The organism is Paraburkholderia sediminicola (genome assembly GCF_046026895.1).
GTDB lineage: Bacteria > Pseudomonadota > Gammaproteobacteria > Burkholderiales > Burkholderiaceae > Paraburkholderia > Paraburkholderia sediminicola_C.
The window spans coordinates 1-14,190 of the sequence record NZ_JAQQEU010000062.1; the positions used below are offsets into that span (position 1 = coordinate 1).

General features: G+C 62.0%; 8 protein-coding genes. All 8 read left to right on the top strand.

Translation table 11 applies throughout. The features are described 5' to 3' along the window. Window positions 1-567 precede the first annotated feature (567 nt). The 8 genes from PQR02_RS30240 (at window position 568) to PQR02_RS30275 (ending at window position 14,154) form a co-directional block, all read left to right on the top strand. Window positions 568-1,362 carry a substrate-binding periplasmic protein gene (locus PQR02_RS30240; protein WP_408240276.1) on the top strand — a complete coding sequence of 265 codons (795 nt, stop codon included), beginning with the start codon at window positions 568-570 and terminating at the stop codon, window positions 1,360-1,362. Next, on the top strand, window positions 1,359-4,469 hold the full coding sequence (locus PQR02_RS30245) for a bifunctional diguanylate cyclase/phosphodiesterase (RefSeq protein WP_408240279.1): 3,111 nt from the start codon (window positions 1,359-1,361) through the stop codon (window positions 4,467-4,469). The genes PQR02_RS30240 and PQR02_RS30245 overlap by 4 nt, the downstream gene beginning before the upstream one ends. Before the next feature lie 249 nt (window positions 4,470-4,718). Then, complete coding sequence (locus tag PQR02_RS30250; RefSeq protein ID WP_408240282.1) at window positions 4,719-7,457, top strand: MGH1-like glycoside hydrolase domain-containing protein; 2,739 nt, start codon at window positions 4,719-4,721, stop codon at window positions 7,455-7,457. A gap of 10 nt (window positions 7,458-7,467) precedes the next feature. Continuing rightward, entirely contained in the window at window positions 7,468-8,946 is a 1,479-nt protein-coding gene (locus PQR02_RS30255) for an alpha-amylase family glycosyl hydrolase (protein ID WP_408240286.1), read from the top strand. Between the two features lie 920 nt (window positions 8,947-9,866). Further along, complete coding sequence (locus PQR02_RS30260) at window positions 9,867-11,123, top strand: MFS transporter (protein ID WP_408240289.1); 1,257 nt, start codon at window positions 9,867-9,869, stop codon at window positions 11,121-11,123. Between the two features lie 266 nt (window positions 11,124-11,389). After that, complete coding sequence (locus PQR02_RS30265; protein WP_408240292.1) at window positions 11,390-12,319, top strand: LysR family transcriptional regulator; 930 nt, start codon at window positions 11,390-11,392, stop codon at window positions 12,317-12,319. A 115-nt stretch (window positions 12,320-12,434) separates the two neighbouring features. Next, window positions 12,435-12,929: a cupin domain-containing protein gene (locus tag PQR02_RS30270; protein ID WP_408240295.1), complete on the top strand. Its 495-nt coding sequence runs from the start codon at window positions 12,435-12,437 to the stop codon at window positions 12,927-12,929. Between the two features lie 205 nt (window positions 12,930-13,134). Continuing rightward, window positions 13,135-14,154: a hydroxyquinol 1,2-dioxygenase gene (locus tag PQR02_RS30275; protein ID WP_408240298.1), complete on the top strand. Its 1,020-nt coding sequence runs from the start codon at window positions 13,135-13,137 to the stop codon at window positions 14,152-14,154. Window positions 14,155-14,190: the final 36 nt, after the last annotated feature.

The window sequence follows — 14,190 nt, forward strand, 5'->3', positions numbered from 1 at the left end:
AAACCGTGAGCAACGCTTCGCGAGCATCGAAGACATATCGGACTTCGTGACCTTCGAACTCAAGGAGTGCCGCGAGCGCTTCTACGCTGTCGCGATTGTCGTCAACCAGCAAAATTCGTTTGGGCATGGGGTACTCAATAGCTACGGGGAATGGCGGCCGTCGTCGGATTGCCACGAGCCTGTTCACTGAAAGGGCGCCGTGGTTCGTGGGCGAATTCGAGTGTACGCCTTCCGTGCTTTCGGCTGGCGGGTCATGACGGGGGTGGTTGCACCCGAAACCAAAATCTACTGAGCCGTGCTGGTTCAAATCACGGGTGCTGCCGCCGGACGATCTACAGAGAAACCCCAGGGCTCCCTCAAGAACTGCTGCCCAGTGCCGTTATTGCGTGAAGACCGCCTTCGGTTTGAATGTTCCGAAGGTTCAGCCGGGCCGGTGTATGCTAGCCGGTCCGCAAAAAGGCCTCTTCAGCCGCATTCAAGGTGGCCAGATAGCAGGGCGCGTCGTCAGCGTCCCTGGCTGGAAAGTTGAGTGGGGTATTCAAGTCATCTTCGTACGACGGAGACACCGTGATTCGACATGGTCTTGGCGGGTTGTTGCTGGCGCTATGCTGCATCGGCAATGCGATGGCGGCTGGCCCCGACTGTTCGCGTTCCTTTACGCTAGCTTTACACGATCACGGTCTGCTCTATTCCGTCGACACGGACAGCGGAATCGACAAGGACTTTGCCGACGAACTGACTCGCCGCAGCGGTTGCCAGATCAGAGTCAGCCTGATGTCGCGGGCCCGGATCTGGAAGCTGATCGAGTCCGGCGCACTTGATTTCAGCCTGTCGGGCATCGCCAACGACGAGCGCAATCAGTACGCGGATTTCGCCTGGTACTTCAGCAACAAATACTATCTGCTGGTGCGCAAAGACGCCGGAATCCGCCGTCTGGGCGATTTCGAGCACAACGATCAGTTTCAGCTCGGCGTGATCCGCAGCTTCCGCTACAGCGAGTCGGCCAACCGGCTGGTCGATACGCTGTCGGCTGAAAATCGTGTGAGCCAGGCCGGCGGTCTGGAGCCCCTGTATCAGGCGCTGATTCTGCGGCGCGTGCAGGGCATGATCATCGAGCCTTTCGACTACCCTGCAATCGACGAAAAGAAAATCCGCGACGTGACCAGCATCGTGGAGTTCGACGACCCCGCCATACCGCATGGCCTGATCATGTCGAAGAAGGCGCTGCCGCCCGCCGAACGGGAAAAGTGGCGCGCTCTCGTGAATGCAATGCGCGCGGACGGCACGGTTCTGCGAATCTTCGAGAAGTATTTCAAACCTGACCTTGCCCAATCGATGGTCAATTTCCAGACGCCGCCGTGAACTGGACGCGCCTCGTCCTGCTGCCGCTCCTCGTCCTGTCCGCGTCACTCAGCGTGACGTGGACGCTTTGGGACCATGAGCGGCAAGCTGCCCGTCATGAACTCCTGAGCCAGTTCGACTTCTCGCTGGGCGATGCCGTCAGCCGGATCGAGCAGCGTATGGGCACGTATGAACTGATGCTGCGCGGCGTGCAAAGCCTGTTCGCCGCCCGCGGGGAATTCGACCGCGAGCAGTTTCGCGCCTATGTCGAGACGCTCAATCTCGACTCCAACTTCTCCGGCATCCAGGCCATCGGCATCGTCGCGTGGGTGCCGGGCGCGCAAAAGGTCGTGCATATCGCCGATATGCGCCGGCAAGGTGCGCCCGGTTACACGATCAACCCGGAAGGCTCGCGCGAAAACTACGCGCCCATCATCCAGCGTGAGCCGTATATCGGCATCAATCGGGCGCCGCCGGGTTTCGATGCGTGGGCCGACCCGGTGCGGCGGCGCGCGATGGAGCAGGCGCGCGACTCCGGCATGGCGACCCTATCCGGCAAGGTCCGTCTGGCAGTGGATGCCGAAACCGGCGCGCGGCCCGGTTTCGTCATGTACCTGCCGATCTATGCGCGAGGTCAGCCGCAAGAAAGCGTCGCCCAGCGCCGCGCGCATCTGGTGGGCTGGGTCTTCGCGTCTTTCCGGATGCACGACGTCATCGCCAGTCTGTACGGCGAGCAACCACCCGGTCTGACGATCGCCATCTACGATGGCGTCGAACCGTCGCCCGCCGCGCTGTTGCACAAGACACCCGAGGTGCCCGGCCATCATCTGGCTGCGAACATGTCGGCCAACGAATATCTGGTCGTCGGCGGACATGACTGGACGCTCACGATGACTGCCCAGGACGACTTCAACGCGCGTTTCGGCCGTAACGCAGGGTTCCTGATCGCCAGCATCGGCACGGGCCTCAGCCTGCTGCTGGCACTGCTCACCTGGCTGATGATGACCGGCCGCGGGCGCGCCATGCGGCTTGCCTCGGCGATGACCAAAGAGTTGCGCGAGAACGAGGAGAAATTCCGCGCGATTGCCGACTGCACCGTCAACTGGGAAATCTGGTGGGGACCCGACGGCAAGCCGCGCTGGATCAACTCTGCGGTGGAGAAGTACATCGGCTATACGGTCGACGAGTGCATGGCGCTGGCGGATTTTGCCGGCACGGTGATCTGTCCGGAGGATATTGCGCGCGTGGCACCCGAGTTCGAGAGGGCGCTCCAGGGCTTTCGCGGCGACGACCTCGAATTTCGCTGCCGCCGCAAGGACGGTTCGCTGACGTGGCTTTCGGCCTCCTGGGTTCCGATCACCGATGCCAAAGGCGCTTTCATCGGCTTTCGCACGAGCGGCCGCGACATTACCGAGCGCAAACAGATCGAGGCTGAGCTTCGAATTGCCGCCGTCGCATTCGACTCGATGGAGCCGATGATGATCACCGACACCAGCGGCACGATCCTGCGCGTGAACTCGGCGTTCACCGAATGCACGGGCTATACGGCCGGCGAGATCGTCGGCCGGACACCGCGAGCGCTACGCTCGGATCGTCACGACGCGGCGTTCTTCAAGGCGATGTGGAAAGCGATTCATCGTGCCGGCGGATGGCAAGGGGAGGTATGGGATCGTCGCAAGAATGGCGAGGTGTACCCGAAATGGCTGACGATCTCCGCGGTAATGGGCGAGGATAAGGTCGTCAGCCACTATGTGATCACGCATCACGACATTACCGAACGCAAGATTGCCGAAGAGCGGATCAAGGAATTGGCCTTCTTCGATGCGCTGACCCGATTGCCGAATCGCACCCTGCTACTGGATCGGCTGAAGCAGGCGATCACGGCCAGCGCCCGGAATGAAGCCTGCGGCGCTTTGCTGTTCATCGACCTGGACCACTTCAAGACGTTGAACGATACGCTGGGTCACGACAAAGGCGATCTGCTGTTGCAGCAAGTCGCGCAGCGTCTGGCGGCAAGCGTGCTCGAAAACGACACGGTGGCGAGGGTAGGGGGTGACGAGTTCGTGGTGGTGCTGGGCAATCTGCATAAAAACCGCCAGGAAGCGGCTAGCCAGACCGAAGCGATGGCCGAAAAAATCATCACCGTTCTGGGCCATCCTTATCAGCTTGGCGAGATCGAATACCGCAGTACGGCGAGTATCGGCGCGACCGTGTTCATGGGGCACCAGGCGTCGATGGACGAGTTGCTGAAGCAGGCCGATCTTGCGATGTACAAGTCCAAGGAAAGAGGACGCAATGCCGTGCGTTTCTTCGATCCCGACATGCAGACCGTGGTGGTGGAGCGCGCTGCGCTGGAGGCGGGATTGCGCAATGCCATCGAGGATAGTCAATTCCTGCTTCACTACCAGGCGCAGATTGACGGCAGCCGCATAACGGGCGCCGAAGCACTGGTGCGCTGGCGGCATCCCACGCGCGGTATCGTGCCTCCCGCCGACTTTATTCCGCTGGCTGAAGAGACGGGACTCATCCTTGCGTTGGGAAGCTGGGTTCTGGAGGCAGCCTGTGCGCAATTGGCGCGCTGGGCAACGCAGCCGGAAATGGCGGATCTCTCGATTGCGGTGAATGTCAGTGTTCAGCAGTTTCGCGAACCTGATTTCGTGGGCAAGGTACTCGCGATCATTCGTCGAACCGGCGCGAGACCGGACAGGTTGAAGCTGGAGTTGACGGAAAGCGTATTGGTGGACAACGTGCAGGACATCATCCAGAAAATGGGCGCGCTCAAAGCGAAGGGCGTCGTCTTTTCGCTGGATGACTTTGGTATTGGTTATTCGTCGCTCTCCTATTTGAAGCTTTTGCCTTTGGATCAGTTGAAGATCGACCGGTCATTCGTGCGGGATGTGCTCGTGGATCCCAATGACGCGGTGATCGCGAAGGCCATTGTGGCGCTTGCGCGCAGTCTTGGTTTGGGGGTGATTGCCGAAGGCGTCGAGACTGGCGAGCAGCGGGACTTTCTCGCTGCGGCGGGATGTCATGCCTATCAGGGCTACTATTTCTGCCGCCCGGTGCCTGTTGAGGATTTTGAGGCGATGTTGGCGAGAGTTGATGCCGGGCAGTGTGTGGCCGAGTGATTGAAGGTTGACGGGTGCCGAGGGCATGCGAGTCCCTTTCGGACAACAGCCATTCGTTCGGCGCCAATCCCGTCGTTCAGGCAACGGATGAGCGTGACGGCGCATGATGAAAGCGTTACCGCCCTTACATCGCCGCCGGCACAAACTACACTGGGAGATGGATCGGCCGTGCTGATCTCCGGCGCGACACGCGCGGCATTTCGCTCGTCGCGTCGAGTTGGGTTCATTCAGCTGTCACGGAGGAATAGCATGTGCCCGGTATTCGTCGATGTAGCGGAACAAACACGCTTGAATGACTCGCGCGAGTCGCACGTACCGTGGAAGAAGTGGGGGCCTTACCTTAGCGAGCGGCAGTGGGGCACGGTGCGTGAAGACTACAGTGATAACGGCGATGCGTGGAACTACTTCACCCATGACCACTCGCGTTCACGCGCCTACAAGTGGGGCGAGGACGGGCTCGGCGGTCTGTGCGACGACCAGCAGCGGTTGTGCTTCGCACTCGCGCTGTGGAACGAGCATGATGCGATATTGAAGGAGCGCCTCTTCGGCCTCACCAACAGCGAGGGCAATCATGGCGAGGACGTGAAGGAGTATTACTTCTATATCGACAGTACGCCCACGCACTCGTACATGAAGTACCTCTATAAATATCCGCAGCGGGAATATCCATACCTGGATCTGGTCGAGACCAACCGCAAAAGATCGCGCGAGGAGATGGAATACGAACTGCTCGACACCGGCATCTTCGACGATGACCGCTATTTCGACGTGTTCGTGGAATACGCGAAGGCGGCTCCGGAAGACATCCTCGTGCGGATTACCGTGCACAACCGCGGACCGGAGGCGGCACGGCTGCGTGTGCTGCCGACGCTCTGGTTCCGCAACACATGGTCGTGGGGCGAGGACGACCGCAAGCCGTCCCTGCACGACGCGGGTGCTGGCGTCATCCGGGCCGCACATCATGATCTGGGCGAATACTGGCTCCACTGCGAAGGCGCGCCGCAGACGCTCTTCACCGAAAACGAAAGCAATGCGCAGCGCCTGTGGGGTCAGCCCAACGCGTCACCCTACGTCAAGGATGCGTTTCACGCCTACGTCATCTCGGAACAGAGCGACGCCGTAAATCCCGAGAGAACCGGGACCAAGGCCGCGGCCCATTACACGTGCGACGTACCCGCCGGCGGCAGCGCGATCATCCGCTTGCGCCTCGCGCCATCCAGACTCGATGACGCCTTCGGGGCCTTCGAGCAGGTCTTCGATAGCCGCATTGCCGATGCGAACGAGTTCTACGAGCGCATCACGCCCAGGTCGTTGACTGAAGACCAGCGCCGGGTGCATCGCCAGGCGCTGGCGGGCATGATGTGGGGCAAGCAGTACTACTACTTCGATCTCGAACTCTGGCTGCGCGAGCATCACAGTCATCCGTTGCTCGACTCCGCGCGGCGCGATGTGCGCAACATGGAGTGGTTCCACATGCTGAACGCCGACGTGATCTCCATGCCGGACAAGTGGGAGTATCCGTGGTACGCGGCCTGGGACCTGGCCTTCCACACGATCGCGCTGGCGCAGGTCGATTTCGATTTTGCGAAGGAGCAGCTGCTGCTGATGCTGCGCAGCCTGTACGTGCACCCGAGCGGTCAGATTCCAGCCTACGAGTGGAATTTCAGCGATGTGAATCCGCCGGTGCATGCCGCCGCCACGCTCTGGCTGTACAAGTACGAGAAGGAACTGGGACGAGCCGACCCGCGTTTCCTGGAGCGCTCGTTTCAGGGGTTGATGCTCAATTTCAACTGGTGGGTGAATCGCAAGGACCCGTCGGGCCGCAACGTGTTCGCCGGCGGCTTTCTCGGTCTCGACAACATCGGCGTGTTCGACCGCAGCGCGGAACTCCCTACCGGCGGATCGCTGGAGCAGGCGGACGGCACGGCATGGATGGCGTTCTACTGCCAGACCATGCTGGAGATGGCGATCAATCTGACTGACTACGACCCGCTTTACGAGGAGGTCGCCTTCAAGTTCGTTCAGCATTTCATGTGGATCGCCTATGCGATGGACCGACGCGGCGAACACGAGGACGAGATGTGGGACGAGCATGATGGCTTTTTCTATGATCTGCTGCGGCTCCCCGACGGCACGACGACGCGCCTGAAGATAAGGTCGCTGGTGGGGCTGCTGCCGCTGTGCGCGTCGACGGTGTTCGAAGCACACTCGCTCGCGCGATATCCGAAGCTGGTGGAACTGATCGCGCAGTTTCGCAAACGCTACCCCGAACTGATCGCGCAGGTTGCCCCGACCGACGCCGGCTTCACCGGCTACAACGAACGCAGGCTTCTGTCGATCCTGAACAAACGCAAGCTCGAACGGGTGCTCGGCTACATGCTCGACGAGAAGGAGTTCCTGGGGCCGCACGGCATCCGTTCGCTTTCCCTGTATCACCTGGACCATCCGTATGTGATTCAGGTCGGCGGACAGGAGTACAAGGTGCAATACCTGCCGGCCGAATCGAATACGGGCATGTTCGGCGGCAATTCCAACTGGCGCGGGCCGGTGTGGATGCCGGTCAATTTGCTGATCGTCCGCGCGCTGGTGAACCTGTACACTTTTTTCGGCGACGATTTCAAGGTCGAATGCCCGACCGGCTCCGGGCAGCACATGACGCTCTTCGAAGTCGCGCAGGAAATCGTCCGTCGCCTGACCGGCACATTCCTGCGCAATGCGGACGGCAAACGACCGGTCTACGGAGGAACGGAAAAATTCCAGAACGATCCGCACTGGCGCGACCTGATCCTGTTTTACGAGTACTTCCACGGTGACAACGGCGCGGGCCTTGGAGCCAGTCACCAGACCGGCTGGACGGGTCTGGTCGCTCCGCTGCTCGACCTGTTCGGGCGCGTCGACGCCCGGACCGTGCTGGAAACGGATCGTGGGCGCGTGATGGCGCGGGTCGTCCGGGAACAGGTGGGCGGAGAAGACACCGGTGAGCAATGAGGAAAGCAGAATGGCCGACGTACGCTACCCGGTGCTGTACCAGATCAACACCCGCGTCTGGCTGACCGGCTTGTCGCGTGCGCTTGGCCGGCGCGCGACACTCGACGATATTCCGGATGCCGAACTGGATCGCCTCGCCGCGCTGGGCTTCGACTGGGTCTGGTTGCTGAGCGTCTGGCAGACCGGCCCGGCGGCCCAGGCCATCTCGCGCGCGCATGCCGGATGGCGCCGCGAATTCGCCGAGACGCTGCCGGACCTCACGGACGACGACATCGCCGGCTCCGGGTTCGCCATCCGCAGCTACACGGTTCATCGCGAGCTGGGCGGCGCCGAGGCGCTCGCCCGCTTGCGGCAGCGCCTGCAGCAACGCGGACTGAAGCTGATGCTCGACTTCGTGCCGAATCACATGGCGCCGGATCACGACTGGATCGACGCGCATCCGGACTACTTCGTGCACGGCAGCGAGGCGGACCTGGCTCGCTCACCGCGCAACTACTGCAGGGTGCAGACGAGTAACGGGCCGCTGATACTCGCGCACGGCCGGGATCCGTATTTCGACGGCTGGCCCGACACGCTGCAGCTCGACTACGGCAATCCGGCGTTGCAGCAGGCGATGATCGGCGAACTGAAGAGAATCGCCGGGCAATGCGACGGCCTGCGCTGCGACATGGCCATGCTGGTCTTGCCCGAGGTGTTCGAACGGACCTGGGGCATCCGCGCCGAGCCCTTCTGGCCGAAGGCGACCGAAGCTGTGCGACGCGAGCATCCGCACTTCCTGTTCATGGCGGAAGTGTATTGGGACCTCGAATGGACGATGCAGCAGCAGGGTTTCGATTATGCGTACGACAAGCAGATGTACGATCGCTTGCGCGATGCGAGCGCACGGCCGGTGCGCGAGCACTTGCATGCCGGGCTCGACTATCAGCAGAAGCTGGCCCGCTTCCTGGAGAACCACGACGAGCCGCGGGCCGCGGCGAGCTTCGAACCCGGCAAACACGAAGCGGGCGCCATCATCACGTTTCTGTCGCCGGGCTTGCGCTTCTTTCACCAGGGCCAGTTCGAAGGCTGCAGAAAACGGATTTCGCCGCACCTGGTGCGGGCGCCCGAGGAGCCCGTCGACGCAAGCTTGCAAGGGTTCTACGAAAACCTGATGGCGGTGCTGCGGCAGCCGGTCTTTCGGGAAGGCACGTGGAGCCTGGTCGAAACCGCGCCGGCGTGGGAGGGCAACTGGACCTCGGATTGTTTCATCACGTGGACCTGGCAACGCGACGACGGTGAACGGTGGCTCGTGGTGGTCAACTACGCGGGCAATCAGAGTCAGTGCTATGTCCGAATCCCGTTTGCCGATGTGATCGGCAGCAAGGTGCGGCTCAGGGACACGATGGGGCCGGCGGCTTTTGAGCGCGACGGCGATGACCTCGTTTCGCGCGGTTTTTATCTGGATCTGCCGCCTTGGGGCTATCACGTCTTCGAACTGACTGCGTGTTGAATACAGGGCCGCCGCCTTCGGCCGCCGATGCTGCATTCTGCATCCCGGCCGCCGACGGCGCGCGCAACAGCATCATGACGTCGCGCCACCGACAAGGTAGGACACCATCCCGACCGATCCTGCTTACGTTCCTTCGGGGCGAATCGATAGCGCGTTCGTGACAGACACGACCCCCGGGAACCATTGCAAGATTGCTGGAGTTGGCGTATTGCATGGAGTCTTTCGAATTAAACAAAGGCGCGCGTCGACTGGCTTTTTTAGCCGTATATCTCGACTGCCAATCAAGAGACCGCGAGAAGCGGTGTCGCGCTGCGCGGGGTTGTTATGGAATTTTTCCATAATTCGAAAGTCGCGCATCAATTTGGTGTCTTGTTACCTGTGCCGACGGTTGAAATAAACAACCGGTTCGTTTCAGGTCATTTAGAAATAAAAACAGTGCTGCGTTTGGGCAGGTTATTCGCGTCACAGAGAGCGTTGATCGCTCGTCAGCGAAGGCCGAGCATTTTGATGAAGTCGATGCCCGGCGCGTTTTTCACTCTATTCGGCGAGAGCAATACGGTCGTGACGGTCGTGGTCGTGTCGATCGGAATAGGGTGATTATTTGGAATTCCCGAATACCCCATTCGCCACTTGCCCCGTACCGCCCGCCCGCACTTGCGAATATCTTTGCCCCGTCGACACCCGATATCACAATGCCGCCCCGACGCGTCACAACACGTTTGTAATCCAACCACGATCGAGCGCAGCAAACGGCTTCACCACGGACATCGACAAACCCGCGCATCCAAAGCCGCGGATCATCGCAAGTTTTTGACTCAACAACCAACGGCGCAGCCAGCGCCAACACATGTCGTCCATCTGCACCCGAGGCCCGCTCGACGAAGTCCTCCGCGTGCGCCGGGCGGCCTATGGAGACACAGATGAAAACGAATGACTGGGACGTGGCCTACGAATGGAAGGCCGTGGTACTGCTGGCCCTCGGCTTCGGGCTGGTTGGGCTCGACCGGTGGCTGATTGCGCCGCTCTTTCCGTCCATCATGAAAGACCTGCATCTGAACGCGCAAGACGTCGGCAACTGCATTGGCATCCTCGGGCTTTCGTGGGGTATTTTCGCGGCGCTGATGGGCGGCATCTCCGACAAGATCGGCCGCCGCAAAGTACTGATCCCGGCGATCCTCGTCTTTTCTCTGCTGTCCGGTTTTTCCGGGCTCGCCGGCGGCCTCGCGAGCCTGCTCGCCGTGCGCGCGCTGATGGGCGTCGCCGAAGGCTCTTTCTGCCCGACGAGCTTCGCGGCCGCCGCGGACGCGTCGCATCCCAAACGTCGCGGCTTCAATCTCGGACTTCAGCAGAGCGGCTTCGCGCTATTCGGCCTCGCGCTCTCGCCAATCATCGCGACGCAGCTGCTCAACGTGATGACATGGCGCTGGGTGTTCGCATTGGTGTCGATTCCCGGGTTGATCCTGGGACTGCTGATGTTCCGCGTGATTCGCGAGCCGCAAGCCGCGCCGAAGCGCGCCGAGACGCGCCCGGAACGCGGCAACTGGCGTGACGTGCTGAAGAGCCGCAACATCCGCGTCGCGATGGTGGCGCTGTTCTGCGCGATGACCGGCGTGTTCGTGCTGGGCGCCATGCTGCCGTTATATCTCACCGAATATCTGGCTCTCGACACGCCGCGCATGGGCGTCGTGGTGTCGGCGATCGGCTTTGGCGGTTTCATCGGCCAGTTCGGCCTGCCGGGCCTGTCCGACCTGGTCGGCCGGCGCGTGGCGGGCATCGCCGGCTTCGCGGGCACCGCTGTCATGCTGTACCTGTTTCGCGGCATCGGAGCGCAGCCGGTCGAACTGTTCGCGGTGCTGTTCGTCGCTTCGTTCTTCACGCTCGGGCTCGTTTCGCTGCTGTCGGGGCCCGTTGCGACGGAGGCCGCGCCGGCCGGCATGATCTCGACTTCGATCGGCGTCGTCGTGGGAGCGGGCGAGATCTTTGGCGGCGGCGTGGCGCCGGCGTTGGCCGGTTTCGTCGCGACGCACTTCGGGATTGAGAACATTCTCTGGCTGCCGATCTGCGCGGTCGTGCTCGGCATCGGCGTGTGCCTGTTGCTCGAAGAAACCGCGCCGGCCAGACTGCGCCGGCGAATCCACCCGGCGATCGAACTGCCGGCGAGCGAGCAGCCCGAATGACGAGCCGACCTAGGCGCTCACGCGCGCGCCGGGTCGAACGCAGCAAGCAAGCGAAGCCGGCGGCCGTGCGCGCCGGCTTTGCGCATCGAGATGTTGTCTTCGCCGGCGAGCATCGACTGCGGCCACCCGGCCCTCCAGCAACACAAGCGCTCCCGCTTGCCGATCGTCGTCGCAATCAACGGTGCGATCCATCGGCATAATCCACCGGCACGCCCGACACCAGCCCGTATAAACTGGCATCCCGAACTGGCGGAGCAGGGAGCAGCATGGACCGTTTTCTGAGTATCGAAGCCTTCGTGAGGGTGGCGGAGACGAGCAGCTTCGCCGAGGCCGCGAGGCAGTTGGGCGTGACGAGTTCGGTCGTCACGACTCGCATCCAGCAGTTGGAGAAGTTCGTCAATGCGCCGCTCTTTCATCGCAGCACGCGGCACGTGCGTCTGTCTGAAGTGGGCGAGGCGTTCTATCGCGAATGCTCCGACGTCGTGGGGCGCGTCAACGAACTGACCGACCAGATGCGCGAGTTGCGCGCCACACCCACCGGCCGCCTGCGCATCCAGATGCTGCCGGGCTTCGCGCTCGGTCACTTCGGCGCGCCGCTCGCGGAATTCAACCGGCGCTATCCGGGCATCCAGCTCGACGTGATCGTCAACGACCGCGTGGTCGATCCGATCGAAGAGGGCTTCGATGTCGCGTTCCAGATCTTTCCGCCAATCGCGGAGTCGCTGATCGAGCGGCGGCTTTTCGCGGTGCGGCGGCTCTTCTGCGCGACGCCCGCGTATATCGACGGGCATGGCGCGCCGCAGCATCCGCGCGATCTGCTGCAGCACACCACGGCGCTCTATTCAGGCTACCCGTCACGCAACCGCTGGGTGATGACGCGAGGCGACGAAGTCGTGGAGATGGAACTGCCCGGGATGATCCGTTCGAACTCGGTGCATCTGCTGCGCGATTACGCGCTGACGGGCGGCGGCGTAGTGTGCCTGCCCACGCTGGTGGCGAGTGCGGCGCTGCTGGACGGCTCGCTCGTGCCGATCCTGACCGACTATGTACTTTCACCGCTGAGCTTCGCGGCCGTTTATCCGGCCACTCAGCGGCAGGCGTTGAAAGTGAAAGCGCTGGTCGAGTTTCTCGCCGATTACCTGGGCCCCGAGCCCGTGTGGGACCGGCCGCTGATCGAGCGCGGCTGGGTCAGCTAGCGCGATGATTATTTGCAAAGCACGAATGCTGTAATCGGCCGATCGCCGGTTGTCGTCATCCTGTAGCGGACCTAAAGTTCAATCCAACGACAGCTTCCAACAACAGGAGACAGCAATGACCGAGTCGTCATTTCATACCGTCTTAGGCTCGCTCGATGGTTACCGCAAGGGCGAGATCGAAATCACCAGCGGCGATGCCCGCCACTATGTGTTCTCCAACGTCTTCGAAGTCGCTTCGAGATCGGCGCCCTATGAAAAGGTCGTGGTCGGCAAGAACCTCGATTACGTGATCGAGGCGCTGCACACCGAAGGGCAATCGACGTGGTTCGCCTGCGCGCACGATGAGTTCGTGATCCTGATGGACGGCGAGGTCCGCATCGACTTCATCAAGCTCGACACGCCGCCGAAAAATGGTGCGGGCAGCATCGACGCGGGCTCGCACCCGGCTGGCCGCGCAATGGGCCATGTCGTGTTGCGCCGCGGCCATCAGGCGCTGCTGCCAGCCGGCTGCGCATACCGCTTCAGCGCGCAGACAACCGGCGTGGCGCTCGTGCAGACCATGTTCGGCGAGCTCTCGGTGCAGAAGTGGGCCGACATCTGTTTGCACTGATCCGCACACGAACTGATCATCCGCTTAACTACGGCGATCATCTTTCAAGGGACCGGAGTAAGTGCTAGGGCATGGGACCGGAGTAGGCGCTAAAGCGCCAACTCCGGATCGACACGCTAAAGCGCCAACTCCCGTCGACATACAACATGCATGGGACGGGAGTAAGCGCTAAAGCGCCAACTCCCGTCGACACCGGAGACAAGACATGGCGACTCTCGACAACATCAAGCACCCAACCGGCTTTGCCGCCGACACCGTGCGCGCGAGCGAGCCCGATCCCGTGACCGGCTATCGCCGCTACACGCTCGGCGCGTTCGAGTTCCTGCGCGACGAGTACTTCGTCAAGATCAACTGGCCGGCCAAAGGCCAGAGCCGCACCCATGCGGTCCCCGCCGACGCGTTCCTGCGCGCGATGATGCGCGACGTCGCATGGGGCTTTTTCTACGGCTGGGTGAACTTCGATCACGTGTTCGGCACGCGCAATCACTACGGCAAGGTCGACGTGTATGCGGGCTCGTTCAACGGCATCATGAAGGAAGCGGGCGTCGACTATATGGAGTCGTTCGAAACCCCGACGATCATGGCGACCTTCAAGGCGATCCTGCACGACTGGACCAACGAAGGCTTCGACCCGTTCGCGGCGCCGGAAGAAACGGGCACCGCGTTCGGCCGCAAGCATGGCGACAACGATGCGGCCATCGAACGCACGCGCATCGCGACGCGACGCATGCCGGGCCTCGCAGGCGACTCGCCGCTGCGCGACGACCTGCCGGTCAACCGCGCGTTTGCCGATGTCGTGCAGGACGAGCCGGAAGTGCACGTCGAGCCCGGCTTCGAAGGCCAGCTGCACGCGTTCAATCTGTTCAAGTATCTGTCGCGCTCCGACGTGACGTGGAATCCGTCGGTCACGTCCGTATGCGGTCAGAGCCTGTTCTGTCCGACCACCGAGGAATACATCCTGCCGGTCTTTCATGGCAACGACCGCGTCGAGTGGTTCCTGCAACTGTCCGACGAAATCGTCTGGGACATCGGCGACAAGAACACCGGCGCGCCCCGTGCCCGCATCACGATGCGGGCGGGCGACATCTGCGCGATGCCGGCCGACATCCGCCATCAGGGCTATTCGACCAAGCGCTCGATGCTGCTGGTGTGGGAAAACGCCACGCCCAACCTGCCCAAGCGCTATGAAAGCGGCGAACTGAAACCGTATCCGGTCGACTTCTGAGCGATCGACTTCCGAAGCGCCGCGCCCGCATTTACC